The 26,132-nt window shown below is 54.9% G+C and carries 18 protein-coding genes; 13 read left to right on the forward strand and 5 right to left on the reverse strand.

What is annotated here, in order from left to right; genetic code table 11:
* Nucleotides 1–312 precede the first annotated feature (312 nt).
* From JJB97_RS06245 to queF, 4 genes are all read right to left on the reverse strand, one after another.
* The gene (locus tag JJB97_RS06245) at nucleotides 313–1,680 is read right to left on the reverse strand and encodes an L-serine ammonia-lyase (protein ID WP_238713168.1); all 1,368 of its coding nucleotides are present in this window, start codon (nucleotides 1,678–1,680) and stop codon (nucleotides 313–315) included.
* A gap of 55 nt (nucleotides 1,681–1,735) precedes the next feature.
* Nucleotides 1,736–3,025, reverse strand: coding sequence for an HAAAP family serine/threonine permease (locus JJB97_RS06250; protein WP_238713169.1), 1,290 nt, complete (start codon nucleotides 3,023–3,025; stop codon nucleotides 1,736–1,738).
* A gap of 540 nt (nucleotides 3,026–3,565) precedes the next feature.
* Nucleotides 3,566–4,930: a nucleotide 5'-monophosphate nucleosidase PpnN gene (ppnN, locus tag JJB97_RS06255; protein WP_238713170.1), complete on the reverse strand. Its 1,365-nt coding sequence runs from the start codon at nucleotides 4,928–4,930 to the stop codon at nucleotides 3,566–3,568.
* A gap of 95 nt (nucleotides 4,931–5,025) precedes the next feature.
* Complete coding sequence (queF, locus tag JJB97_RS06260) at nucleotides 5,026–5,871, reverse strand: NADPH-dependent 7-cyano-7-deazaguanine reductase QueF (RefSeq protein WP_238713171.1); 846 nt, start codon at nucleotides 5,869–5,871, stop codon at nucleotides 5,026–5,028.
* Between the two features lie 66 nt (nucleotides 5,872–5,937).
* Between queF and syd the strand changes: the two genes are divergently transcribed.
* From syd to JJB97_RS06300, 8 genes are all read left to right on the forward strand, one after another.
* The gene (gene syd, locus JJB97_RS06265; protein ID WP_238713172.1) at nucleotides 5,938–6,483 is read left to right on the forward strand and encodes a SecY-interacting protein; all 546 of its coding nucleotides are present in this window, start codon (nucleotides 5,938–5,940) and stop codon (nucleotides 6,481–6,483) included.
* 651 nt (nucleotides 6,484–7,134) lie between these two features.
* Nucleotides 7,135–7,458 carry a YqcC family protein gene (locus JJB97_RS06270; protein WP_238713173.1) on the forward strand — a complete coding sequence of 108 codons (324 nt, stop codon included), beginning with the start codon at nucleotides 7,135–7,137 and terminating at the stop codon, nucleotides 7,456–7,458.
* Nucleotides 7,458–8,249, forward strand: coding sequence for a tRNA pseudouridine(65) synthase TruC (truC, locus tag JJB97_RS06275; RefSeq protein ID WP_238713174.1), 792 nt, complete (start codon nucleotides 7,458–7,460; stop codon nucleotides 8,247–8,249). The genes JJB97_RS06270 and truC overlap by 1 nt, the downstream gene beginning before the upstream one ends.
* A 6-nt stretch (nucleotides 8,250–8,255) precedes the next feature.
* Complete coding sequence (locus JJB97_RS06280; RefSeq protein ID WP_238713175.1) at nucleotides 8,256–8,708, forward strand: flavodoxin; 453 nt, start codon at nucleotides 8,256–8,258, stop codon at nucleotides 8,706–8,708.
* A 626-nt stretch (nucleotides 8,709–9,334) separates the two neighbouring features.
* Nucleotides 9,335–10,723 carry an MFS transporter gene (locus JJB97_RS06285; RefSeq protein WP_238713176.1) on the forward strand — a complete coding sequence of 463 codons (1,389 nt, stop codon included), beginning with the start codon at nucleotides 9,335–9,337 and terminating at the stop codon, nucleotides 10,721–10,723.
* Nucleotides 10,692–12,032 (forward strand): glucarate dehydratase family protein, encoded by a 1,341-nt coding sequence (locus JJB97_RS06290; protein ID WP_238713177.1) that lies wholly within the window; start codon nucleotides 10,692–10,694, stop codon nucleotides 12,030–12,032. Before JJB97_RS06285 ends, JJB97_RS06290 begins: the two co-directional genes overlap by 32 nt.
* A gap of 22 nt (nucleotides 12,033–12,054) precedes the next feature.
* Nucleotides 12,055–13,389: a glucarate dehydratase gene (gene gudD / locus JJB97_RS06295; protein WP_238713178.1), complete on the forward strand. Its 1,335-nt coding sequence runs from the start codon at nucleotides 12,055–12,057 to the stop codon at nucleotides 13,387–13,389.
* Nucleotides 13,390–13,477: 88 nt separating this feature from the next.
* A complete protein-coding gene (locus tag JJB97_RS06300) occupies nucleotides 13,478–14,620 on the forward strand; it encodes a glycerate kinase (RefSeq protein ID WP_238713179.1) in 1,143 nt (380 codons plus the stop codon).
* 174 nt (nucleotides 14,621–14,794) lie between these two features.
* Here JJB97_RS06300 and barA read toward each other — a convergent pair whose 3' ends face one another.
* Entirely contained in the window at nucleotides 14,795–17,551 is a 2,757-nt protein-coding gene (barA, locus tag JJB97_RS06305) for a two-component sensor histidine kinase BarA (protein ID WP_238713180.1), read from the reverse strand.
* A gap of 57 nt (nucleotides 17,552–17,608) precedes the next feature.
* Here barA and rlmD point away from each other — a divergent pair, with 57 nt between their 5' ends.
* The 5 genes from rlmD to eno all read left to right on the forward strand — a co-directional run bounded on the left by rlmD (nucleotide 17,609) and on the right by eno (nucleotide 25,604).
* A complete protein-coding gene (gene rlmD / locus JJB97_RS06310; protein WP_238713181.1) occupies nucleotides 17,609–18,907 on the forward strand; it encodes a 23S rRNA (uracil(1939)-C(5))-methyltransferase RlmD in 1,299 nt (432 codons plus the stop codon).
* Nucleotides 18,908–18,961: 54 nt separating this feature from the next.
* Nucleotides 18,962–21,193 carry a GTP diphosphokinase gene (gene relA, locus JJB97_RS06315; protein ID WP_238713182.1) on the forward strand — a complete coding sequence of 744 codons (2,232 nt, stop codon included), beginning with the start codon at nucleotides 18,962–18,964 and terminating at the stop codon, nucleotides 21,191–21,193.
* 53 nt (nucleotides 21,194–21,246) lie between these two features.
* Nucleotides 21,247–22,041 carry a nucleoside triphosphate pyrophosphohydrolase gene (mazG, locus tag JJB97_RS06320; RefSeq protein WP_238713183.1) on the forward strand — a complete coding sequence of 265 codons (795 nt, stop codon included), beginning with the start codon at nucleotides 21,247–21,249 and terminating at the stop codon, nucleotides 22,039–22,041.
* A gap of 415 nt (nucleotides 22,042–22,456) precedes the next feature.
* Nucleotides 22,457–24,094 carry a glutamine hydrolyzing CTP synthase gene (gene pyrG / locus JJB97_RS06325; protein ID WP_238713184.1) on the forward strand — a complete coding sequence of 546 codons (1,638 nt, stop codon included), beginning with the start codon at nucleotides 22,457–22,459 and terminating at the stop codon, nucleotides 24,092–24,094.
* Nucleotides 24,095–24,305: 211 nt separating this feature from the next.
* On the forward strand, nucleotides 24,306–25,604 hold the full coding sequence (gene eno, locus JJB97_RS06330) for a phosphopyruvate hydratase (RefSeq protein ID WP_238713185.1): 1,299 nt from the start codon (nucleotides 24,306–24,308) through the stop codon (nucleotides 25,602–25,604).
* Nucleotides 25,605–26,132 lie beyond the last annotated feature (528 nt).

Raw genomic sequence — 26,132 nt, forward strand, 5'->3', positions numbered from 1 at the left:
ATGTTTGGCTTTACCGCTGCCAGGGTTTTATTTTACAGGCCGTCGTTGAGTGCGGGCTTTGTGTCGAAAGCAGGAGGAGCATTAAAGCAATTTTAACTTATGAAATGCGCATTATGCACAGAATGCCTGACAGGCATCGCCCGTGTGGTCGGTAAACGCCATGCCGAATAGTTTCGGCATGAAAACCAGGAAAATAAAACTGAGAGATCAAATGATTGTTTTCCGTCCGCCGGGCGAAAAGCGATCAAAATATCCTTTTGCCTACTTTGTCGCCAACCGGAAGAGACGCCCGTCAGACGTCTCCTTTTTATTTTAGTCGCAGGCAATAATTTTCATTGCAAGGCCGCCGCGGGAAGTCTCGCGGTACTTGGCATTCATATCTTTGCCAGTTTCGTACATGGTTTCGATAACTTTATCCAGACACACGCGCGGTTCGCTGGTACGGCGCAGCGCCATGCGTGCGGCGTTAACGGCTTTCACCGCTGCGATGGCGTTGCGTTCAATGCACGGCACCTGCACCTGGCCTGCGACCGGATCGCAGGTTAGCCCCAGGTTATGCTCCATGCCGATTTCCGCAGCGATGCAAACCTGCGCGGGGCTTGCGCCAAGCAGTTCGGCCAGGCCTGCGGCGGCCATAGAACATGCCACGCCCACTTCTCCCTGACACCCCACCTCCGCGCCGGATATGGAAGCGTTCATCTTATACAGCGAACCGATGGCCCCTGCGGCCAACAAAAAGCGGGCCAGCGAGTTGGCGTTTACTTCGCGAATAAATTTATCGTAATAGGCCAACACCGCCGGAATAATGCCGCAGGCGCCGTTGGTTGGCGCGGTAACGACGCGTCCCCCGGCGGCGTTTTCTTCATTTACCGCCAGCGCGAACATATTAATCCAGTCCACGACGCTCATCGGGTCATGGCTGACTTTATCGCTGCTCACCAACATACGGCGCAGCGCGGCAGCCCGACGCGGAACGCGAAGTTTACCGGGTAATACGCCTTCGGTTGTCGTGCCGCGCGCGATTGCGCCGCGCATCACGTCCCATACGGCGGCGAAATGCGCGTTTAGCTCCTCGTGTGTGTGCAACGCCAGCTCATTTTCCAGCATCAGCCCGGATAAGGACAGGCCCGTTTCGCGACAGTGGCGCTGTAAATCAGCGGCGCTGGTGTAGGGCCAGGGAACCTTAACCGGCGAAGTTTGCATTACGCCAAAGTGTGCTTCATCAACGATGAAACCGCCGCCGATAGAGTAATAGGTTTGAGAATAAATGGCCCGATCGCCTGCCAGGGCGGTAATGCGCATACCGTTTTCATGCAATGACAGATTATCGGCATGAAAATTCATACACCGGTCAATCGGGAACGCCACTTCACGCCTGCCGTTTGCCAGCATCAGGCGGCCGTGCGTATTCACGTCCTGGATAAAGTGCGCAATGTTGTCGATATCTACTGTATCCGGCAGGTTGCCGGCAAGGCCCATAATAATGGCGATGTCGGTATGGTGCCCTCGTCCGGTCAGCGACAGTGAGCCGTACACGTCCACAACGACGCAGGTAACGTCATTAATCAGGCCCTTAGCGATAAGGTCATCCACAAACTGCTTACCCGCCTTCATTGGCCCGACGGTGTGAGAACTGGACGGACCGATACCAATTTTGAATATATCGAAAACGCTAATCATGATGCTTTTGCCCGAAAATACAGTGGAGAGCGCCGCGAAGCGCGGCGCTGAAAAGTTAGCTCAACAGAGAGTAGAAAATTGCGGAGATGGCAATCAGGCCCATAATCACAACAAATGCGTTGCTGATGTGGCCGCTGTATTGACGCATAGCCGGTACTTTCTGAATGGCGTACATCGGCATCAGGAATAGAATCATTGCGATAACCGGACCGCCCAGCGTCTCAATCATGCCGAGTATGCTTGGGTTGAGCGTTGCCACAAGCCAGGTCGTGAGCAGCATGAAAATGGCGGTGATGCGGTTCATGCGGTTGATTTCGATATTCATACCACGGCTGCGAAGCTGCTTGATAACGATGCCGTTGAAGCCTTCGCGCGCGCCCAGATAATGGCCGAGGAAGGATTTTGTGATAGCGACGATAGCGATAATCGGCGCCATCCAGGCGATCAGCGGCGCGTTAAAATGGTTCGCCAGATAAGAGAGGATAGAAATGTTCTGGGCTTTTGCCTCAGCGAGGTCCGCCGGGGACAGGCTCAGTACGCAGCTAAAGACGAAGAACATTACCGTCAGCACCATCATAATGTGTGCGTATGCAAGTATTTTAGAACACTTCTTCTGGGCGCCTGCGCCGTATTCTTCGCGTTTGGCGACGGCAAAAGAGGAGATAATCGGCGAGTGGTTAAAGGAGAAAACCATTACCGGAATCGCCAGCCATAGCGTCATCCACAGGCCGCTGCCCGCGTTTGCGCCGCTGTTTAATGAGAGCGTTTCCAGCGCCGCGCCGTTCCACTGCGGAATCAGGTAAAGCGCCAGCAGCATTAGCGCTGCCACAAACGGGAATACCAGCACGCTCATTGCCTTCACTATCATTTGCTCGCCAAAGCGTACAATGGTCATCATACCCGCGATAAGAATCAGCGACAGAATAGCGCGCGGCGGCGCCTGCATACCAAGCTGATGGGTCAGAAAGCTTTCAACCGTATTAGTGATAGCCACGCTGTAGACCAGCAGGATGGGGTAGATGGCGAAAAAATAGAGCAGCGTGATGAGCTTGCCTGCGCCAGTGCCGAAATGTTCTTCCACCACTTCAGTAATATCTTCTCCCGGATTTTTACCCGACAGCACAAAGCGGGTCAGACCACGGTGAGCGAAAAAGGTCATCGGGAAGGCCAGCGCCGCCATGATAAACAACGGGATCATTCCGCCAACGCCCGCGTTAATTGGCAGGAACAGCACGCCTGCGCCAATTGCCGTACCGTAAAGGCCGAGCATCCAGATAGTATCTGACCTGCGCCAGGCGCTGCGTGTCTCGACAGAAGCAATTGTGCCGGTTTGGGTGGTATCCATTAATCGATCTCCTGGGGGAACGAAATATGTCATGTAATTAGTCAATCACAATGTCAAATTGCGTGACTGCGAAAGGAAATACTGTTCAGAGCGTTATTTTTGTGATTTTTGCCCGCAACGGGCTTCGGGGCGCAAAGATACATTGGCAAGCGTAATCTATCAGTGATCGCGATCTCAATTACATTAATTCACTTTTTGTAAATAAATTGGTGGTGTTTTGTACTGTTATTTTTAATTTGTGTGGTTGATTTGATCAATAGTGTGGGGGTAAATATCGCTGTTGCCAGCTGTTTTCTCTGGCAATGTTTGTGTTTTGTTAAATAAATTGCAAAAACAGCATTTATTCGTGATCGCTATCACTTATTGGCACGGCGGGAGGCATTTCAGCCGGTAAGGGCGCGGGTGTAAATGCGTTAAACAGAGTGTGGGCTAAGGCTGTTAGCCTGAGGAAAAATCTGCGCGTGCGTTAACGCTTTGCGGGTATATTAGCCAGCCGGCTGGCTTCACCGACTGGCATTCGCTTTCAGTCTCCCTTAATAATCAGGCGCAAATTTCATAACAGGGTATGTAGGCGCTGCCCGGCAGTTTCATCCTGTGCTGAGCGACAAAGCCCTGAAGCAGTTGGTCCATTCGTTTCATGAGATTGGGATCGCCGTGAATTTTGTATGGGCCATGTTTTTCAATAGCCTGAATCCCCATCTCTTTAACATTTCCTGCCACAATGCCTGAAAACGCGCGCCGCAAATCGGCGGCCAGTTGCTCAGCCGGGCAGTCAGGATAGAGGTTGAGGTTTGCCATATTTTCATGCGTTGGGGCGAAGGGCGTTTGTAAATCCGGGGCGATGCGTATTGACCAGTTGAAACTGTAGGCATCTCCGGTTTCCCGACGGTTCTCTTTGACGCGCGGCATTGCCTGCTTCATGCGCTGCGCTACTTTTGCCGGGTCGTCAATAATGATTTCGTAATGTCGGCGCGCCTGCTCGCCGAGCGTGTTAACAATAAACTCATCCAGTACGCGGAAATAATCGGCGCTTTCGTGCGGGCCGGTGAGTATCAGCGGCAGCACCTGATCGTGATTATGCGGATTCATTAATATCCCCAGCAGGTAGAGCAGCTCTTCAGCGGTACCCACACCGCCTGGGAAGATAATGATGCCGTGTGCGATGCGCACGAAAGCTTCGAGGCGTTTTTCAATATCCGGCATGATTATCAGTTCGTTAACCAGCGGGTTTGGGGGTTCGGCGGCGATAATGGAAGGTTCAGTCATGCCGATAAACCGGCCTTCTCTATAACGCTGCTGGGCATGGCCTACCGCAGCGCCTTTCATGGGCGCTTCCATTGCGCCGGGGCCGCAGCCGGTGCAGATATTTAATTCACGCAACCCCAGTTCGGTGCCGACGCGGCGCGCGTAGAGATATTCAGTTTCGTTGATGGCGTGTCCGCCCCAGCACACAACCATATTAGGGGCCTCACCCACGTGCAACGCACGCGCGTTACGCAAAATTGAGAACACCAGGTTAGTAATATGGCTGGAGTTTTCCAGATTCAGTTTCTGGAAGTGGCCGGCCCAGGCTATTTGCCCGTTAACGAAAAGGATGTCGCGCAGCACGGCGAACAGATTGGCCTGGAGCGAGCGAATGATCTGACCGTCCACAAACGCCTGCTCCGGGGGGTTAATAAGCTCAAGCTTAACGCCGCGCTCGCGGCGCAGCACGTTGATGTGGAAATGTTCAAAGCGCGACAGCAGTTCCTTGCTGCTATCGGTCTGGCTCCCGGAATTAAGCACTGCCAGCGAACAGTTGCGAAATAGCTGATAAAGATCGCTACTGGCGGTGCGTTTAAGCATATCGACTTCCAACTGCGACAGCATATCCATAGAACCAAGCGGGCTGATATGTGTAATCAAGTAAGCTCCTTATGGGCGATAAGCGCGTTGCCCTGTGTGATTACAATAGACCTGGCCGCCTCGCTTTAACACCCCGGCGGCATAAATTATGCAGGCTACTGGCGCGCCAGGCGGCCCGTGGCGGGCGTGAACGCGGTATTGCTGCGCCACGGGTTAATATCCAGCCCGCCGCGGCGCGTGTAGCGTGCGTATACGCTCAGGCTTTGCGGCGCGCAAAAACGCTGGATGTCGTTAAAAATACGCTCCACGCACTGTTCGTGAAATTCATTATGATGGCGAAAGGAGACCAGATAGCGCAGCAGTTTTTCACGATCGATTCGCGGGCCGCAGTAGCGGATCTGCACTGAACCCCAGTCTGGTTGATGTGTAATCAGGCAGTTAGATTTCAACAGGTGGCTGACCAGCGTTTCTGTCACTACCTCGCCGCCTGCCGCATCAATCAAATAATCGGCGCTGAATTCGTAGCTATCGATAGCGATTGGCTGATCGTCAATGCAGTGGCCTGCGAATGCCGCTACCGGCAAACCTTCCAGCTCGTTAAGAGCGCGCAGCGTAACGAGCGCCTCGCCCTGCGCGCAGGCGCTAAGGTCGCGCTCAAGCGTATTGCGCACCTGTTGCCAGTTGTCAAAACGCGTCTGGTTAAAGCTGTTCAGGTAAAGCTTAAAGCTTTTGGATTCGATCAGATTTACGCTGCGGGCGTCCAGCTCGACGTGTCCGACGGCCACCTGCGGCAGCCCGCGCGCGTTCAGCCATGAAAGTTCATACAGTGTCCAGATGTCTTTGCCGTCAAACGGCAGGCTGTCGGCCTTTAGCCCCAGCGGGTCGCGATTGAGGCTACGCGGCACAGCCTGAAGCAGGGTTGCGTCATAAGTATCGCGGTATTCGGTTATTTTACCGAGCGTCAGGGCGCTGAGCGCCTGGTGGTTATCGTATCCGGTCATGTTTTGCCTTTGTAAAGCAGGTACAATCAGCCGCGTAGTGTAGCTTACCGTGCAAGGAGAGAGAAATTGAACGACGTATCGCAGGCTTTAACCGATTTTACCCGGCGCTACTGTAAAGCATGGCTGCAGGCGAATGGCCAGGGGCCGTGCAGCGAAGAATTATATGGCGTGCCGTCCCCCTGCATCACAGCTACCGGTGAGGGGCATGTATTCTGGCAGCCTCAGCCGTTTACGCCGCAGGATAAGCTGAAAGGCGTGGAACAGGCGCTGGATATCGCGGTGCGCGATGAGGCGCATGCTTTTTACACCACACAGTTTGCCGGCGATATGACGGCGCGGTTGGGAGAACACGCTTTTACGCTGCTTCAGGCCTGGAGCGCGGATGATTTTCGTCGCGTTCAGGAAAACCAGATTGGCCATTTACTGATTCAGCGCCGTTTAAAATTAACGCCTACGTTGTTTATTGGCACGTTGCGCAGCGAACTGGAGGTTATCTCTTTATCGAATGTTACCGGCGAAGTTATCCTTGAAACGCTGGGAACTTCTCGCCAGACCTTACTGTCTCCTTCCCTGAGCGTATTTTTATCACAGCTTGAACCACAAACCCCGTGACAGTCTTTCGCGTTGCACTTTGTGAGAGATCTCTTACATCAGATGTAGGACATCGCTGTTTGATTCGTCGGGTTAATCCCACACTATTTGCAATAATATTATGTTTATCAGGGGATTATAAAGGCATTTAAGGTTTATGAACGAAAGCTCACGGCTTTTCTAAATGTAAGAGGGTTGTAAACCGAACCGGTTTAGGCGAATCTATATCCATCGACAGGGAGTCGAAATTAAGAAGGCGGTATCAGGATGATATCCCTTCAGAAAGCAGGAACACGCCGGGGTTGGCGCTACAGGGAAGGCTTCAGGAACGAAGCGAAAGGATAACGCAGGAATGCGTTAAAGGACACCTCCAGGACGGAGAATGGGAGCCGGACGGGACAGAAGGCGGGTCATGAGGACCACAGTGAACGTCAGGATGGCGGTCGCTTTCATCAGGATGATGGCAGGAAGCAATAGCGAAGGAGTGTTGGTCAGGAAGACCGCGGGAAAAGTTGTCAAGGATGAGCAGGGAGCACTGAAGGTAGCTGGATTGCTGCAAAACGAACCAGGGGCACTGTGAAAGCAGTGCCCCTACTTTTTTATGGGAGCTTTTCAGCGCTGGCGTCCAGCGTGATATTCTGGCGCACTTTCGATTTTTGTGACGAGGTTTTCATGAAACGCCGCAACGCCGTGCGCGAACGGCTTTTGCAGATTGAATATATCCTGCGCGACGGCCAGCGCTGGCAGCTCTCCCCACCTGCGCAGGATGCTTTTTCCAGCACCCAACCCTTTTGCATGGATACGCTTGAACCGCACGAGTGGCTGCAATGGGTATTGCTGCCGCGTATGCATGCATTGCTGGATGGCGGGCACCCTCTCCCCGATGCGTTTGCCGTTGCGCCTTATTATGAAATGGCGCTTGAGGCAGACTGGCCGCAGCGCGAAGCGCTGCTGGCGGCGCTGGTTGCGCTCGATAGCCTGTTCGGGGATGAATAATGCTTGAGATCCTCTATCAGGATGAGTGGCTGGTGGCGGTAAATAAGCCCTCCGGTTGGCTGGTGCACCGCAGTTGGCTCGATCGCGATGAAAAAGTTGTCGTCATGCAGACCGTGCGCGATCAGATTGGCCAGCATGTATTTACCGTTCACCGCCTCGATCGCCCTACCTCCGGGGTGCTGCTCATGGGGCTGTCAAGCGATGTAGGGCGGCGGCTGGCCCAGCAGTTTGAATCCCATCAAATCAAGAAGCATTACCATGCGATTGTGCGCGGTTGGCTGGAAGGCGATGCGACGCTTGATTATCCGCTACGTGAGGAACTGGATAAAATTGGCGATAAATATAGCCGCGCGGATAAAGCGCCTCAGCCTGCGCTCACGCGCTATCGCGGCGTCGCCGTCTGCGAAATGCCGGTGGCCATAGGGCGCTACGCCAGCGCGCGCTACAGCCTGGTGGCGCTGGCCCCGCGAACCGGGCGTAAACATCAGCTACGCCGCCATATGGCGCATTTACGCCATCCTGTTATTGGCGACAGCAAACATGGCGATCTGCGGCACAATCGCGCGGCAGCGGAGCATTTCGGCTGTAACCGGTTGATGCTCCATGCCAGCCAGCTTGAGCTAACCCATCCGGTGACCGGCGAGCCGTTGCGTATTGAAGCAGGGCTTGACGCCGTCTGGATGCAGGCGCTCACGCAGTTTGGCTGGCGCGGGATCCTCCCCGATATAGAAAGGGTTGCCAATACGCCTGACAGCCGTCAGGATGAGGAAGTTTCTACGTATAAGGGGTGACTGGCTATGGCCGATGTGGGCATTTTTGTCGGAACTGTTTATGGCAACGCGCTGCTGGTTGCAGAAGAGGCGCAGGTTATCCTGAGCCGCCAGGGGCATAAGGCGAAAGTGTATGAAGACCCCCGGGCGCAGGACTGGGCGCTGTATCGCAGCGGCTATGCGCTGATTGTCACCTCCACGACCGGGCAGGGGGCGTTGCCCGACAGCATTGTACCGCTGTTTGAGGCGATAAAAACGCTGGGCTGCCATTGTGAACTTCGCTACGGTCTGATTGCGTTGGGCGACAGCACATACGAAAACTACTGTGGCGGCGGCAAACGGTTCGATGCGCTGCTGCGCGAGCAGGGGGCTACCCGCCTTGGCGAAGTGCTGACAATTGACGCCAGTGAAGCGCCCGAACCTGAAAGTGTATCGAACCTGTGGGTGGAAGCGTGGGGAAGGCAATTGCCCGCGCTTTGAAACCATAATGCCCGTCAGTAAAGCCCGTTTGTGAATAACTATTCATAGTACTGCAAATTAGCCATGCCATATTGAGGCCCATTACCGGGCCTGAGACTGCTGACAAACCCCATCCTGTCGCAGTCAGGATGGATGAAATACAATAAAAAATAAGGAAAATCAATGTATTGATTTTCGCCTGCTTACTACAAAGAAGGAAAAACGCCGTTTTTTCCTTCTTTGTCAACAATCTGAGGCCCATTACCGGGCCTCTTTTCTTTTTATCCGGCCTGCATCCCTGCTCGCTTTTAACGTGTGCGGTTTTATGGGGCGCGGGGCTAACGCCCGCCGTCGGGCATTACCGCCAGCGAGGCTATCCGGCGGGATACATTCGCTATTTCGTGAAGCATAGCGCATCCGGCTGTGCGCATGCCTTAAATTCCGTGTTCATTGACCGTCAATATTGTATCGCTGCACGGTGAGCCTCCGAAGCCCCATTTTTATACTGTCTCCTGTCCGTTCATCACCGCAGCATGTGTATTCAGAAGCCAACGGCTGCGGATTGTCACTGCATATCATTCTGATTAACCAGGGAGTTGCGCTGTTCAGAATGGATGTAGCCACAGGCTATTATTCAGGAGTACAACATGAACACATTTAGCCAGGCGCAGAGCGTGGTCGAAAAGCGCACCAATGCCCGCTACTGGATAGTGGTGATGCTGTTTATCGTCACCTCGTTCAATTATGGCGACAGGGCCACGCTGTCCATTGCCGGATCGGAAATGGCGCGCGATATTGGCCTTGATCCTATCGGTATGGGTTATGTCTTCTCAGCTTTTTCATGGGCTTACGTTATTGGGCAAATTCCCGGCGGCTGGTTGCTTGACCGCTTTGGTTCAAAACGCGTCTATTTCTGGTCGATCTTTGTCTGGTCGATGTTCACCCTGCTGCAGGGTTTCGTCGATATTTTTAACGGGTTTGGCATCATTGTGGCGCTGTTTACGCTGCGCTTTCTGGTCGGGCTTGCCGAAGCGCCCTCATTTCCCGGCAACAGCCGAATCGTCGCTGCCTGGTTTCCGGCGCAGGAGCGTGGCACGGCGGTCGCTATCTTTAATTCGGCCCAGTATTTCGCAACCGTTATTTTCGCGCCGATTATGGGTTGGCTTACCCATGCGGTAGGCTGGTCGCACGTGTTTTTCTTTATGGGCGGCCTTGGCATTATTATCAGCTTCCTTTGGCTGAAAATGATCCACGATCCGATAAGCCATCCAGGCGTGAACAAGGCCGAGCTGGACTATATCGAGCAGGGCGGCGCGCTGGTCAACATGGATCAGAAGAGCGATAAAGCCCGCGTGCCCTTTTCACAGAAATGGGGGCAGATTAAACAGCTTTTGTCCTCGCGTATGATGATCGGCATTTATATAGGTCAGTACTGCATTAACGCGCTCACCTACTTCTTTATTACCTGGTTTCCGGTTTATCTGGTGCAGGCGCGCGGTATGTCGATACTTAAGGCCGGGTTTATTGCCTCGGTGCCAGCCGTATGCGGCTTTATTGGCGGCGTGCTTGGCGGCGTTATTTCCGACTGGCTGATGCGTCGCAGCGGCTCGCTCAATGTGGCGCGTAAAACGCCTATTGTGGTCGGGATGCTGCTGTCAATCAGTATGGTGTTCTGTAACTACGTCCAGGCCGAATGGATGGTGGTGGGCTTTATGGCGCTTGCTTTCTTCGGCAAAGGGATTGGGGCGCTCGGCTGGGCGGTGATGGCGGATACAGCGCCGAAAGAGATAAGCGGCCTGAGCGGCGGCCTGTTTAATATGTTTGGCAATATTTCCGGCATCGTTACGCCAATCGCCATTGGCTATATTGTGGGCGTTTCCGGTTCCTTTAGCGGCGCGTTGATCTACGTTGGTATCCACGCCTTTGTCGCGATCCTCAGCTACCTGGTGCTGGTTGGGGATATCAAACGTATCGAACTTAAACCTTTTGCTAAGGAGCGCGCCCATGAGCACGCAATCAAGCCCGGTTATCACTGAAATGCGCGTTATCCCCGTCGCGGGGCACGACAGCATGTTGCTCAATATTGGCGGCGCGCATGCGCCGTTCTTTACCCGCAATATCGTCGTGCTGACCGACAGCGCCGGGAATACCGGCCTTGGCGAAGCGCCCGGCGGAGAGGTGATTTATCAAACTTTGTTGAATGCCGTTCCACAGGTTGTAGGCCAGGAAGTGGCGCGTATGAATAAGCTGGTGCAGCGGGTGCACCTTGGCAACCAGTCGGCGGATTTTGACACCTTCGGCAAAGGCGCGTGGACGTTTGAGCTACGGGTTAATGCGGTTGCCGCGCTGGAGGCCGCGCTGCTTGACCTGCTTGGCAAAGCGCTGAATGTACCGGTATGTGAACTGCTCGGCCCAGGTAAGCAACGCGATGAGGTCACGGTGCTGGGTTATCTGTTTTACATAGGCGATCGCAGGAAAACCGATTTGCCGTATCTGGAGGGCGTGCGCGGCGCCCATCCCTGGTATCGCCTGCGTCATCAGGAGGCGCTGAGCGTAGAGGCGATCGTTGAACTGGCGCAGGCGGCGCAGGATCGCTACGGCTTTAAAGATTTCAAACTCAAGGGCGGCGTGCTGGCCGGCGAGCAAGAGTTGAGCGCCGCCTGCGCGCTAAAAAAACATTTTCCGAAAGCGCGTATTACCGTCGATCCCAACGGCGCCTGGCTGCTTGATGAAGCCGTTGCGCTGTGTAAGGGCATGAAAGAGGTACTGGCCTATGCCGAAGATCCGTGTGGCGCAGAGCAGGGATATAGCGCACGCGAGGTTATGGCGGAATTTCGCCGCGCGACCGGCCTGCCGGTCGCGACGAATATGATAGCCACCAACTGGCGCGAGATGGGGCATGCCGTCATGCTCAACGCGGTCGATATCCCGCTGGCGGACCCGCATTTCTGGACGCTGAGCGGCGCGGTGCGCGTGGCGCAGCTTTGCAACGACTGGGGGCTAACCTGGGGCTGCCATTCCAATAACCATTTTGACATTTCGCTCGCTATGTTTACCCATGCAGGCGCAGCGGCGCCCGGTACGCCCACGGCCATTGACACTCACTGGATCTGGCAGGAGGGCGAATGCCGCCTGACTCGCGCGCCGCTGACTATTCGCCACGGCAAAATCGCCGTGCCGGATGCGCCAGGGCTTGGTATTGAGCCTGACTGGACGCGCATAGAGCAGGCCCATGCGCTGTATAACACACTACCCGGCGGCGCGCGTAACGACGCCAGCGCCATGCGCTATCTGGTGCCGGGCTGGACATTTGATCGCAAGCGCCCGGCCTTTGGCCGCGGCTAATTTATTAAGAAAGGATTTTGCCATGAGTACATCCACCCCCGTTGTTAGCGCTATGCAGGTTATTCCCGTAGCCGGGTATGACAGTATGCTGATGAATCTCAGCGGCGCTCATGCGCCGTTTTTTACCCGAAATATTGTCATTATTAAAGACAATGCGGGGCACACTGGCGTAGGCGAGATTCCCGGCGGAGAAAAAATCCGCCAGACGCTGGAAGATGCCGTTGCGCTGGTGGTCGGCAAGTCGCTGGGCCAGTATAAAAATGTGCTTAACGAGGTGCGTCGTCGCTTTGCCGATCGCGATGCCGGAGGGCGTGGCCTGCAAACCTTCGATTTACGCACCACTATCCATGTGGTAACCGGCATTGAGGCCGCCATGCTTGATCTGCTTGGGCAGCATCTGGGGGTGAATGTCGCTTCGCTACTTGGCGACGGCCAGCAGCGAACGGAAGTGGAGATGCTGGGCTATCTGTTCTACATTGGCGATCGCACGCGCACGACGCTGCCGTACCAGAGCCAGCCGGATGAGGCATGCGACTGGTATCGTCTGCGCCACGAAGAGGCAATGACGCCGCAGCGTATTGTGCGGCTGGCGGAAGCCGCCTATGAGAAGTACGGCTTTAACGATTTTAAACTCAAGGGCGGCGTGCTGGCGGGCGAGGAGGAAGCTGAAGCGATTAGCGCGCTGGCGGGCTGTTTTCCAAAAGCGCGCGTTACGCTCGATCCTAACGGCGCCTGGTCGCTGGAAGAGGCTATCCGTATTGGCAAACAGTTGCGCGGCGTGCTGGCCTACGCCGAAGATCCGTGCGGTGCGGAACAGGGCTATTCCGGACGCGAGGTCATGGCGGAATTTCGCCGCGCAACCGGTCTTGCGACGGCAACGAATATGATAGCCACCGACTGGCGGCAGATGGGACATACGCTGTCGCTACAGTCGGTCGATATTCCGCTGGCGGACCCGCATTTCTGGACAATGCAGGGATCGGTGCGGGTCGCGCAGATGTGTCATGAATTCGGTCTGACCTGGGGCTCGCACTCCAACAACCACTTTGACGTCTCGCTGGCCATGTTCACACACGTGGCCGCGGCGGCGCCGGGTAATATTACCGCAATTGATACCCACTGGATTTGGCAGGAGGGCAATCAGCGCCTCACCCGCCAGCCGTTTGAAATCCGCGGCGGTAAGGTAAAAGTGCCGGATGCGCCGGGGCTGGGGGTTGAACTGGATATGGACAGAGTGCTGCAGGCGCACGAGCTGTATTGTAAACACGGCCTTGGCGCGCGTGATGATGCTCAGGGAATGCAGTTTCTGATCCCGGGCTGGCGTTTTGATAATAAACGCCCCTGCATGGTTCGTTGATACGCAACAATGCCCGGTTGTGCGCCGGGAGTAAAGATAGATTTCCCCGCTCCCGGTGAGCGAAGTCCGTTGACTATAAGGATCGCCGATGAAAATAGTGATCGCGCCGGATTCATATAAAGAAAGCCTGAGCGCGCTTGAAGTTGCCTGCTGTATCGAGCAGGGGTTTTACGAAATATTTCCGACGGCGGAATATATAAAACTACCCGTGGCGGACGGCGGCGAAGGCACCGTCGAGGCAATGATTACGGCGACCCGCGGGCGGCGCCTCGAACTGGAGGTTACCGGGCCGCTGGGTTTGCCGGTGCCCGCGTTTTATGGACTGTCCGGCGATGGGCGCAGCGCGTTTATTGAAATGGCGGCGGCCAGCGGGCTTGAGCTGCTCGCGCCTGCGCAGCGCGATCCGCGTATAACCACCTCATGGGGCACTGGCGAACTGATATGCCATGCGCTGGATGCCGGCGTTGAACATATTATTATCGGCATTGGCGGCAGCGCAACCAACGACGCGGGGGCGGGTATGCTACAGGCGCTGGGCATACGTTTGCTTGACGCGGACGGCGCCTGCCTGCCGCCTGGCGGCGCGGCGCTGGCGCGGCTGGCGAAGGTGGACATTACCGGGCTGGATAAGAGAATTGAGCGCTGTCGTATTGACGTTGCCTGCGACGTCACCAGCCCGTTAACCGGCGAGCTGGGCGCTTCGGCGGTTTTCGGCCCGCAAAAGGGCGCAACGCCGGAGATGGTGAAAATACTGGATGATGCGCTGAGCCATTTTGCTGCGATCGTCGCCCGTGATTTAGGTAAAGATGTGCTGACGTTACCCGGCGGCGGCGCGGCAGGGGGGATGGGGGCCGCGCTGTATGCGTTTTGCGGCGCGCGCCTGCGTCCTGGTATTGAGATTGTTACCGGGGCGCTGAAGCTCGAAGCGCAAATTGAGGATGCCGATCTGGTTATTACCGGCGAGGGCCGCCTGGACAGTCAGTCGATTCACGGTAAGGTGCCGGTGGGCGTGGCGCGCATCGCAAAACGCTATCAAAAGCCGACAATCGCTATTGCCGGTAGCCTGACGCCCGATGTGGGCGTGGTGCATGAGCAGGGGATCGATGCCGTATTTAGCGTTATAGACAGTATTTGTACGCTGGAACAGGCGTTAGATAATGCGGCCGACAACGTGCGCCGCACGGCGCGAAACATTGCAGCCGCGCTGGCAATGGGGCGTATGCTGGGTTAGCGGCAAGCGCCGTTCGCTTTGTAACCGGGGGAGCGCATGGTGTCGCTCCCCGGTTACATTTCCCGAGCGTTTTCTAAAGCATGCCGCCTGGCGATAACCGACAACCGCGTCGTTACGCCGGTTTTCTCTTTTCAGAGCGCTTTCGTCGCACGCTGAATACAGTTCAGCGCGCCGCTACTTCAAAAACTGGCTCGCTTCGCGGGTTACGTTGTCCATTTCATCGAGCAGTTCTAACAGTTCAGGTTCCAGTTGTTCAGGTGGAATATTGCTGCGCATTTGCTGCTCAACCAGATAACACAGCTTTTTCAACCGCGGTACGCCGCTGTACCCGCAACTGCCATGCAATTTGTGGATGACCTCCAGCAACCCTTCCGGCGCTTCGCCCGCGAGCTGTTCTTCAACGGTATTGCGTACTTCCGGCAGAAAATCCAGCAACATTGCCAGCATATCCCGCGCCAGATCGCTTTTGTTGGCCGCCTGGTGCAGCGCAAGCTGCCAGTCGAACGTGGCGTCAGGATGGGTACGCGGTATGGCTGGCTCCGGCAGCGGCATGGGCAGTAACATGCCGGAATTCGGGCCGTAGCGTAACAATAGCGCGTGGAGTTTCTCTTCAGCTATAGGCTTGGCGAGATAGTCGTTCATTCCGGCGCTGAGCAGTTTCTCTTTTTGCCCGGCCATCGCGTGCGCGGTGACGGCAACCACCGGCGTGTACTGATGTTGAGGCAACTGACGAATCAGTTCACAGGCGCGAATCCCGTCCATATCGGGCATCTGGATATCCATTAAGACCAAATCAAACGCCATCTGGCGGGCGTTCTCAATGGCCTGGGTACCGCTCTCGCATAGCACGACGTGCTGCACCTGGTCGTCAAGCAGCGCGCCGATAAGCTTAAGATTGGCCGGGTTATCATCTACCGCCATTACCGTCATCGGCAATCGATCGCTGTGCTTCACTGCGCTTGTGGCGACATGGCTCTCGCTGCAGTGCTCCAGCAGCAGCGGCGTCAGGCGGGTTTGCGTAACGGGTTTTATCAGGCAGGCCGCAGCGCCGTTGCGAATGAACAGTTCGGCGTTAACCTGCGCATGGCACGGCACCGCCAGCAGCAGACAGTCGGTCATAGCCGAGGCTTGTTTGAGCACGGCTTGCGGCAGTGCGAACGCTTCCTGAAAAGCCACCGGTACGCCCAGTAAAATATAGTCGTAGCGATCGTCCGGCAGAGCGTTAAGCGAACCGCTATAGGTTACCCGTATCGGCATACCCGATAGCATATCCAGCGTACCCTGCGCCGCTGCGGCGTTAGGCTCAACGTAACCGATGTGTTTATCCGCCAGCGCGTCGAGAGCGTGGATATCCAGCGCGGCGTTCGGGTTCAAATCGAGGTTGATGTGGAACCAGAACGTTGAACCGTTCCCCGGCTGGCTGTGGAAGGCGATATCACCGCCCATTTCATTAATCAGTTTCTGGGTAATAACAAGCCCCAGGCCAGTGCCGCCGTGGCGGCGTGAGATACTGGCGTCCGCCTGGCGGAAGGCCTGGAACAGCCTCGACTGATCTTTTTCAGGAATGCCGATGCCGGTATCACGGATTTGTACTTCGATTTGCAGCTTGTTGTTACTGATGGCGCGCCGGTTAACAATAATGTCGATACTGCCGTGTTCGGTAAATTTAATGGCGTTGCCTGCCAGATTAGTCAGTATTTGTTGCAGGCGTAGCGGATCGCCAATCACGTTATCCGGCACGTCGTTTTTAATATTTAGCGTGAGTTCAAGCCCCTTATCGTGGGCGGAGTGGGCGAGCAGCGTGACGGTTTCATCAAGCGTGGTGCGCAACAGGAACGGAATGCTTTCCAGTATCAGCTTACCGGCCTCCAGTTTGGAGAAATCCAGCACGTCATTGATGATGGTCAGCAGGTTGTTCGCTGAACGTTCAATCGTATTGAGGTGGTCGCGCTGGGTGGCGCTCAGGTCGGTTTTTAGCGTCAGGCGCGTAAAGCCAATGACGCCGTTGAGCGGCGTGCGCAGCTCGTGGGACATATTGGCCAGGAATTCAGATTTTATACGCGCCGCTTCCTGCGCGCGCTTTTTCGCCAGATCCAGTTCAACGTTCTGAATTTCCATCTGCTCCAGCGTTTCGCGCAGGTCGGAAGTAGCCTGATCGACGTTGTGCTGCATCTCTTCATGATAGGCGGTGAGCGACATTGCCATTGAGTTGATGCCGTTTTTCAACATATCCAGTTCGCCGAGCATAAAGCCCTCGACGCGACTATCGAGCTGGCCGCGGCGAATGCGATCGACAGTATTGACCATGTTGCGGATAGGCCCGGTGACATCGCGCATGAGGCGCCGGGCGAAAATCAATGCGATCGTGACGCAAAACAGTACCAGGAGCGTGGAGGTAAAGATCTCTTTGTACTGCTGTAGCCGCACTGAATGCAAGTCCAGCTCCAGCGCCACATACCCCATTGTATTATCCGCAGGTTTGGCCTCTGTCACCTCTGATTCATCCGGCGAGTAGCGTTCGGAAATGATTGGCGTGCGCAATATCAGGTAATCGCCGCTGTGCGTGACAGTCAGCCCCTGCGGCAAAGGTGAACCGTCCGGCAGACGTAGCAGAGAATGGTCGAGCTGATAATTGGAGGTGACGAACAGACGATTATTTTCATCATAAACCGAAATACCGCGCACAATATCCGAGTGGCGGCGATGCAGCACGCTCACCAGTTGACGAATAGACTCGCGGTTGTGAAAACTCATCCCATATTCACTGGAGACCGCCAGAGGTTCAATAATACTGGTTCCGGCGTCTTCAAGCTGGCGTTGGAGATCGTGATAACGGTGTACAACGAAAAAGATACTGAGCAACAGGCCGATAAGCACCGTTGGCGCGAGAATCAGTATCATCATGCGTGCCCGCAGGCTGTAGTTGGTCATGAGGTTCCGATATGGGACAATTAGTCAAACGGTAAAAGGGCAATTCAGAAACAGACAATGGCGCAATTCTACTCTGCAAAGCGACGCGTGACGACGCGTAAGATCATAACACTTAACATTAACGACCTTGATCCCTTTGGGCAGGGAGTGGCCAGGCATGAAGGGAAAACGGTATTTGTGCCCGGCGCGCTGCCAGGCGAAAGCGTGGAGGCCGTTATGGAGAGTGAAAAACGCAGCTACGCTACGGCAGTTGTGAAACGCCGCCTTAGCGATAGCCCGGAGCGTATCGCGCCGCGCTGCCCCTATTTTGGCGTTTGCGGCGGTTGCCAGCAGCAGCATGCCAGCGTGGCGCTTCAGCAGCGCAGTAAAGCGCAGGCGCTGGCACGCATGATGAAGCATGACGTGGATGAGATAATCGCGGGCGCGCCCTGGGGTTACCGCCGTCGGGCGCGGTTGAGTCTGAACTTTTTGTCACGCACGCAAACGCTGCAAATGGGGTTTCGCAAGGCCGGATCGGCGGATTTGGCGGATATTCGCCAGTGCCCGGTTATGGCGCCCCGCCTTGAAGCGCTGCTTGCGCCGCTGCATTTTTGTCTGTCTTCGCTTGAGGGCGCGCGCCGGTTAGGACATGTGGAACTGGTACTGGCGGATAACGGCCCGCTAATGGTATTGCGCCACACGGCTCCGCTCAGTGCAAAAGACAGAGAAAAGCTGGAACGCTTTTCGCATTCTGAAGCCGTGGCGCTGTATCTCGCCGCCGGGAGCGATAAGCTTGAGCAGGTCAACGGTGAAACGCCCTGGTACCAGTCGGGGGGGCTACGCTTAGCGTTCAGCCCCCGCGATTTCATCCAGGTTAATGACGAGGTGAATCAGCAGATGGTGGCGCAGGCGCTGACGTGGCTTGCGATTACGCCCGGCGAACGGGTGCTCGATCTGTTTTGCGGCATGGGGAATTTTACGCTGCCGTTGGCCAGGCAGGCCGCAAGCGCTATTGGTGTGGAAGGCGTGGCTGCGCTGGTAGAAAAAGCAAAATATAATGCTGAATATAATGGTTTAAATAACGTAACATTCTGGCATGAAGATCTGGAGCAGGACGTTTCCCGCCAGCCCTGGGCTGCGCAGGGCGTGGACAAGGCGTTGCTCGATCCGGCGCGCGCCGGGGCCGCTGGCGTGATGCGCCACATCGGCGAACTGGCGCCCTCGCGCGTGGTTTATGTGTCCTGCAATCCGAGTACGCTGGCGCGTGATAGCGCGGCGCTGTGTGCGGCAGGCTATGCGCTTACGCGGCTGGCGATGTTGGATATGTTTCCCCATACCGGGCATCTGGAATCAATGGCGCTGTTTGAACGGCGTTAACGAGTTGAATGGCTGCGCAGTGCGGCGGCCAGGCTGTGCCGAGAGGAGAGGATAATGGTTGCGGTAAGAAGTGCACATCTCAATAAAGCTGGCGAGTTCGCTGCGGATAAATGGGTGGCGAGCCTGGGGGTTAACCCGCAGTCTTGTGAGCGCCTGGCCGAAACCTGGCAATATTGCGAGCAGCAAATGAAGGGCCATCCGCAGGCGGATCTGCTGCTGTGGCGCGGCGTGGAGATGGTGGAGATCCTTTCCACGCTGAGTATGGATATCGATACGCTGCGCGCCGCACTGCTCTTCCCGCTGGCCGATGGCGGCGTAGTGACGGAAGAAGTGCTGCTCGATACTGTCGGTAAGCCGGTGGTGAGGCTGATTCACGGCGTGCGCGATATGGATGCTATCCGCCAGCTTAAGGCGACGCATACCGATAACGCCGTTTCCTCTGAACAGGTTGATAACGTGCGCCGTATGCTGTTGGCCATTGTTGACGACTTCCGCTGCGTGGTTATCAAGCTGGCCGAGCGCATTGCGCATCTGCGTGAAGTGAAAGACGCGCCGGAGGATGAGCGCGTGCTGGTGGCGAAAGAGTGTACGAATATTTATGCTCCGCTGGCTAACCGCCTCGGCATTGGCCAGCTTAAATGGGAACTGGAAGATTACTGTTTCCGTTATCTCCATCCCGCCGAATATAAGCGTATCGCGAAGTTGCTGCATGAACGACGCATTGACCGCGAACGCTACATTGACGAGTTTGTATCCGGGCTACGCGATGCCATGAAAACCGAAGGCGTGAAGGCCGAAGTCTATGGCCGCCCGAAGCATATCTACAGTATCTGGCGCAAGATGCAGAAAAAGCATCTGTCTTTTGATGAATTGTTTGACGTGCGGGCTGTGCGTATTGTCGCTGAGCGCCTTCAGGACTGCTATGCGGCGCTGGGCACCGTACACACGCTCTATCGTCATTTACCGGATGAGTTTGACGACTACGTTGCCAACCCTAAGCCTAACGGCTATCAGTCTATCCATACGGTAGTGCTTGGGCCGAACGGGAAAACCGTGGAAATCCAGATTCGCACAAGGCAGATGCACGAAGAGGCGGAACTGGGCGTGGCCGCGCACTGGAAATACAAAGAAGGCGCCGCCACGCCCGGGCGTTCCGGCTATGAAGATCGTATTGCCTGGCTGCGCAAGCTGATTGCCTGGCAGGAAGAAATGTCGGACTCCGGCGAAATGCTCGATGAAGTGCGCAGCCAGGTTTTTGACGACCGGGTTTATGTATTTACCCCGAAAGGCGATGTGGTGGATTTGCCGGCAGGCTCCACGCCGCTGGACTTTGCCTACCATATTCATAGCGACGTGGGGCACCGCTGTATCGGCGCGAAAATCGGTGGGCGTATTGTGCCGTTTACTTACCAACTGCAAATGGGCGATCAGGTCGATATCATCACGCAAAAGCAGCCCAATCCCAGCCGTGACTGGCTTAACCCCAACCTGGGCTATGTTACGACCAGCCGCGGGCGCTCAAAAATCCACGCCTGGTTTCGCAAACAGGATCGCGACAAGAATATCCTTGCCGGGCGGCAGATACTCGATGATGAACTGGAGCGTTTGGGTATTAGCCTCAGGGAGGCGGAGAAGCGCCTGCTGCCGCGCTATAACTTCAATGAAATCGAAGAACTGCTGGCAGCCATCGGCGGCGGCGATATCCGTCTAAACCAGATGATTAACTTCCTGCAATCGCAATTTAATAAGCCGAGCGCGGAAGAGCAGGATGCGCAGGCGCTACGTCAGTTAAAGCAGAAAACGTATACGCCGCAGGGCGCCAGGGCTAAAGACGGCGGCCGCGTGGTGGTCGAGGGCGTGGGTAACCTGATGCATCATATCGCCCGCTGTTGCCAGCCGATTCCTGGCGATGAAATTGTTGGATTTATCACCCAGGGGCGCGGTATTTCCATTCATCGCGCCGACTGCGATCAACTGGCGGAACTGCGTTCGCACGCGCCAGAGCGGGTTGTCGATGCGGTCTGGGGGGAGAACTACTCGGCGGGGTATTCGCTGGTGGTGCGCGTAACCGCCAACGATCGCAGCGGGCTGTTGCGCGATATCACCACTATCCTTGCCAATGAAAAGGTCAATGTTCTGGGCGTAACCAGCCGCAGCGATACCCGCCAGCAACTGGCGACCATTGATATGAATATTGAAATCTATAACCTCCAGGTGCTTGGCCGCGTATTGGGCAAATTAAATCAGGTGCCGGATATCATTAACGCGCGTCGCCTGCACGGCTGATGCCTGCGCGCTTTGTAAGCGAATCGCGCGGGAAAATTATTAACAGGAAAACCATGAAACAAATTGAACGTCTGCTTGGCATTATGCAACGTCTGCGCGACCCGGAAACGGGCTGCCCCTGGGATAAGGTTCAGACATTTGACACTATCGCCCCTTATACCCTTGAAGAGACCTATGAAGTGCTGGATGCTATCGCCCGTCGCGATACTGACGACCTTCGCGGTGAGCTGGGCGATCTGCTGTTTCAGGTCGTTTTTTATGCGCAGATAGCGCAGGAGGAGGGGCGTTTCGACTTTAGCGATATTTGCCGGGCTATTAGCGATAAGCTGGAACGACGCCATCCGCATATCTTTGGCGATGCCCAGGCGCTGGTTGACAGCGGCGAAGCGCTGGCGCGTTGGGAACATACCAAAAGCCAGGAACGCGCGCAGAAAGCTCAGTTTTCAGCGCTTGACGATATTGCGCTAAATATGCCAGCGCTGATGCGCGCCCATAAAATACAAAAGCGCGTAGCGGCCGTGGGGTTTGACTGGGATAGTTTGGGGCCGGTGGTGGAGAAAGTGCATGAAGAGCTTGACGAGGTGATGCATGAAGCGCGTCAGGCGGTGATCGACGGTGAAAAGCTTGAAGAGGAAATTGGCGATCTGCTTTTTGCGACGGTCAATTTATCGCGCCACCTTAGCGTAAAGGCGGAAATGGCGCTGGCAAAGGCTAACCGTAAATTTGAGCGCCGGTTTCGCGAGGTGGAAAGCCTGATTGCAGCACAGGGGCTAAAAATGGAGCAGGCGACGCTCGCGCAGATGAACGCTGCCTGGCAACAGGTAAAACAGCGGGAACGCGTGAAATAGGGCTGCGTTTTAGCTGTGGGAAATGGCGCCTGGCAAACCGTGGGCGAATAATGGCGAATAAATGTAAGGTAATTGTCTGGATTGTGACTTTAATCTATTGATATATTTTAAGTTAATTCAGTTTATTGATGTTATTAAGCTTTTGTGGGGAATATTTACCCGGTTTGCTCGTTTATTGCGCTTTATTGGTCTCGCGCGGGGGAAGTCTTAGGGGAATGCCTGAAAACAAACGCAGCGGAGTTGATTTGCGTCAAAAACATTTTCACCATAAAAGGTACTTTTTTCGGCCCGTGGTAATGCGAGACGCCGCAGGCGCATGGAGCAGGAAGGATTTGTTAGGCCCGATCTATTCGGGTATACTGCTTTCCCGTCCTGGTTATTCCATCGTCTTTAAACCTAACTTCTCAGGTTCAGCATGACAACGAATTATATTTTTGTGACCGGCGGGGTCGTATCCTCTCTGGGTAAAGGCATTGCCGCAGCCTCTCTCGCAGCCATTCTCGAAGCCCGTGGCCTCAACGTTTCCATGATGAAACTGGATCCGTATATCAATATCGATCCGGGCACAATGAGCCCAATTCAGCATGGCGAAGTGTTCGTGACCGAAGACGGCGCGGAAACCGATCTGGACCTGGGGCACTACGAGCGCTTTATTCGCACCCGTATGACGCGGCGCAACAATTTCACAACGGGCCGTATCTATTCCGACGTCCTGCGCAAAGAGCGCCGCGGCGATTATCTCGGCGCAACCGTTCAGGTTATCCCGCATATCACCAATGCCATTAAAGAACGCATCATTGAAGGCGGTGAAGGTTATGACGTCGTGCTGGTGGAAATCGGCGGTACGGTTGGCGATATAGAATCCCTGCCGTTCCTTGAAGCGATTCGCCAGATGGCGGTGGAAGTGGGCCGTGAGCACACGCTGTATATGCACCTGACGCTTGTGCCCTATATGGCAGCGTCTGGCGAAGTGAAAACCAAACCGACCCAGCATTCCGTAAAAGAGCTTCTCTCTATTGGTATTCAGCCGGACATGCTGATTTGCCGCTCCGATCGCGCCGTGCCGGCCAATGAACGCGCGAAAATCGCGCTGTTTTGCAACGTGCCGGAGAAGGCCGTTATCTCCCTTAAAGACGTGGATTCTATTTATAAAATCCCGGGCCTGTTGAAATCCCAGGGGCTTGACGATTATATTTGTAAACGATTCAGCTTATCGTGCCCCGAAGCCAATCTGTCTGAATGGGAGCAGGTGCTGTACGAAGAAGCTAACCCTGCCGGCGAGGTGACCATTGGTATGGTCGGGAAGTACGTTGAGCTGCCGGATGCGTATAAATCCGTGATTGAAGCGCTCAAGCACGGCGGGCTAAAAAATCGTCAGGCGGTGAATATTCGTCTGATAGATTCTCAGGATGTTGAAACCCGCGGCACGGATGTGCTCAAAGGGCTTGACGCCATTCTGATTCCAGGCGGTTTTGGCTATCGCGGCGTAGAAGGCAAAATCGCCACTGCGCGCTATGCCCGTGAAAACAATATTCCTTACCTGGGCATTTGCCTGGGTATGCAGGTGGCGCTGATTGATTTTGCCCGTAACGTGGCGGGCATGGCTGATGCCAACTCAACTGAATTTGTGCCAGACTGTAAATATCCGGTTGTTGCGCTCATTACCGAGTGGCGTGACGAGAACGGCAATGTAGAAGTGCGTTCTGAAAAGAGCGATCTTGGCGGCACCATGCGCCTTGGCGCGCAGCAGTGTCAGCTTACTGATAAAAGCCTGGTACGCCAGCTATACGGCGAGCCGACAATTACCGAGCGTCACCGCCATCGTTATGAAGTCAATAACCTGCTGTTAAAACAGATTGAAGCTGCGGGTCTGCGCGTTGCAGGCCGCTCCGGGGACGACCAGTTAGTCGAAATTGTTGAAGTGCCGAATCACCCGTGGTTCGTGGCTTGCCAGTTCCACCCGGAATTTACTTCCACCCCGCGCGACGGGCACCCGCTGTTTACCGGTTTTGTAAAAGCCGCCAGCGAATACCAGAAGCGCCAGGCGAAGTAATAGCCCATAACAACGCCGGTGTGGCGCCGTTTTGCCCCTGCGCTTCTCATAGGGCGCAGAGGCTTAAGCGAGATTGCAGCAGGCCGGATGAGCCGGTTTTCAGCGGCTAATGAAGGTTGATGCGGCGCAGGGTGCAGGGCGAAGGAAGAATGTAAAGGACTGCACTGTCTGTCCAGCGTTTTAGTTTAACTAGAGACTTGAGGAAAACCTAATGTCCAAAATCGTAAAAGTCATTGGTCGTGAAATCATCGATTCCCGTGGTAACCCGACTGTTGAAGCTGAAGTTCACCTGGAAGGCGGCTTCGTTGGTATGGCTGCTGCGCCGTCAGGTGCTTCCACCGGTTCCCGCGAAGCGCTGGAACTGCGCGATGGCGACAAATCTCGTTTTCTGGGCAAAGGCGTAACCAAGGCCGTTGGCGCGGTTAACGGGCCGATTGCTCAGGCGATCGTTGGCAAAGATGCTAAAGATCAGGCTGGCATCGATAAGATCATGATCGATCTCGATGGTACTGAGAACAAATCTAACTTCGGCGCGAACGCTATTCTGGCGGTATCTCTGGCCGCTGCGAAAGCCGCTGCTGCTTCCAAAGGCATGCCGCTGTATGAGCATATCGCTGAGCTGAACGGCACCCCGGGTAAATATTCAATGCCGGTGCCGATGATGAACATCATCAACGGCGGCGAGCACGCTGACAACAACGTTGATATCCAGGAGTTCATGATCCAGCCGGTTGGCGCTTCCAGCGTGAAAGAAGCTATCCGCATGGGTTCTGAAGTATTCCATCATCTGGCGAAAGTGCTGAAAGCGAAAGGCATGAATACCGCTGTTGGCGACGAAGGCGGCTACGCGCCGAACCTGGGTTCTAACGCAGAAGCGCTGGCGGTAATCGCTGAAGCGGTGAAAGCGGCTGGCTACGAGCTGGGCAAAGATATTACCCTGGCGATGGACTGCGCGGCGTCTGAATTCTACAAAGACGGCAAATATGTACTGGCTGGCGAAGGCAATAAAGCCTTTACCTCCGAAGAGTTCACCCATTTCCTGGAAGAGCTGACCAAACAGTACCCGATCGTGTCTATCGAAGACGGTCTGGACGAATCCGACTGGGATGGCTTCGCTTATCAGACTAAAGTGCTGGGCGACAAAATCCAGTTGGTTGGCGACGATCTGTTTGTTACCAACACTAAAATCCTCAAGCAGGGTATTGAGAAAGGCATTGCTAACTCCATTCTGATTAAGTTCAACCAGATTGGTTCGCTGACCGAAACCCTGGCTGCGATCAAAATGGCGAAAGATGCGGGCTACACTGCCGTTATCTCTCACCGCTCTGGCGAAACCGAAGACGCGACCATTGCCGATCTGGCAGTAGGCACTGCGGCAGGCCAGATCAAAACCGGCTCCATGAGCCGTTCCGATCGCGTTGCTAAGTATAACCAGTTGATTCGTATCGAAGAAGCGCTGGGTTCTCGCGCGCCGTATAACGGTCGTAAAGAGATCAAAGGCCAGGCGTAATCACGCTCTTAAAAAAAACGCCAGGCGCAATGCCGATCGGTTAAGGATCGGTTGACCATTCCTTGATCTGCGGCACTATAACGGCTTCCACAACAGGGAGCCGTTTTCTTGCCACTTCTCAATGGCTGGCTCGATTTCAGCGACAATCCGCTCATGCCACCCCCTTCTACACATCTGTTTGCTCAGTACTTACTTGTCGAATGGATACAACGCTGCCTACGGGTTTTTTGTTACCGCCTGCTATGCTGGCACAACTTAAAATCAGTAATATATAAAATTTACTAAATATATTTACTGTATAAATATAATCCTTATTGCTATTCAGAGTAGTGGATAAGAGCAATAATCAGATTTTAAAGGAAATTTTATTCTATATCTTCATCTGTCTCTGTGGCGTCGCCTGCAACCTATAACCCTTATTTTTTTCTGAAAAAAACCTTGCCGGTTTATTTTTAATGCTGACACGGCATAATCGTCGACAGCTTAAGGACAGGGAACGGCGGCGCGCGTTCAGCATTTGCGCGCTTT

Origin of the sequence: Tenebrionibacter intestinalis (genome assembly GCF_016632365.1) — a bacterium.
In the GTDB taxonomy this organism is placed as follows: Bacteria; Pseudomonadota; Gammaproteobacteria; order Enterobacterales; family Enterobacteriaceae; genus Tenebrionibacter; species Tenebrionibacter intestinalis.

Coding starts and splice junctions, on each gene's coding strand:
- JJB97_RS06245 (WP_238713168.1), bottom strand. CDS start 1,680: ATGATTAGCGTTTTCGATATATTCAAAATTGGTATCGGTCCGTCCAGT.
- JJB97_RS06250 (WP_238713169.1), bottom strand. CDS start 3,025: ATGGATACCACCCAAACCGGCACAATTGCTTCTGTCGAGACACGCAGC.
- queF (WP_238713171.1), bottom strand. CDS start 5,871: ATGACCGGATACGATAACCACCAGGCGCTCAGCGCCCTGACGCTCGGT.
- JJB97_RS06270 (WP_238713173.1), top strand. CDS start 7,135: ATGAAACGCCGCAACGCCGTGCGCGAACGGCTTTTGCAGATTGAATAT.
- truC (WP_238713174.1), top strand. CDS start 7,458: ATGCTTGAGATCCTCTATCAGGATGAGTGGCTGGTGGCGGTAAATAAG.
- JJB97_RS06280 (WP_238713175.1), top strand. CDS start 8,256: ATGGCCGATGTGGGCATTTTTGTCGGAACTGTTTATGGCAACGCGCTG.
- JJB97_RS06285 (WP_238713176.1), top strand. CDS start 9,335: ATGAACACATTTAGCCAGGCGCAGAGCGTGGTCGAAAAGCGCACCAAT.
- JJB97_RS06290 (WP_238713177.1), top strand. CDS start 10,692: ATGAGCACGCAATCAAGCCCGGTTATCACTGAAATGCGCGTTATCCCC.
- gudD (WP_238713178.1), top strand. CDS start 12,055: ATGAGTACATCCACCCCCGTTGTTAGCGCTATGCAGGTTATTCCCGTA.
- JJB97_RS06300 (WP_238713179.1), top strand. CDS start 13,478: ATGAAAATAGTGATCGCGCCGGATTCATATAAAGAAAGCCTGAGCGCG.
- barA (WP_238713180.1), bottom strand. CDS start 17,551: ATGACCAACTACAGCCTGCGGGCACGCATGATGATACTGATTCTCGCG.
- rlmD (WP_238713181.1), top strand. CDS start 17,609: ATGGCGCAATTCTACTCTGCAAAGCGACGCGTGACGACGCGTAAGATC.
- relA (WP_238713182.1), top strand. CDS start 18,962: ATGGTTGCGGTAAGAAGTGCACATCTCAATAAAGCTGGCGAGTTCGCT.
- mazG (WP_238713183.1), top strand. CDS start 21,247: ATGAAACAAATTGAACGTCTGCTTGGCATTATGCAACGTCTGCGCGAC.
- pyrG (WP_238713184.1), top strand. CDS start 22,457: ATGACAACGAATTATATTTTTGTGACCGGCGGGGTCGTATCCTCTCTG.
- eno (WP_238713185.1), top strand. CDS start 24,306: ATGTCCAAAATCGTAAAAGTCATTGGTCGTGAAATCATCGATTCCCGT.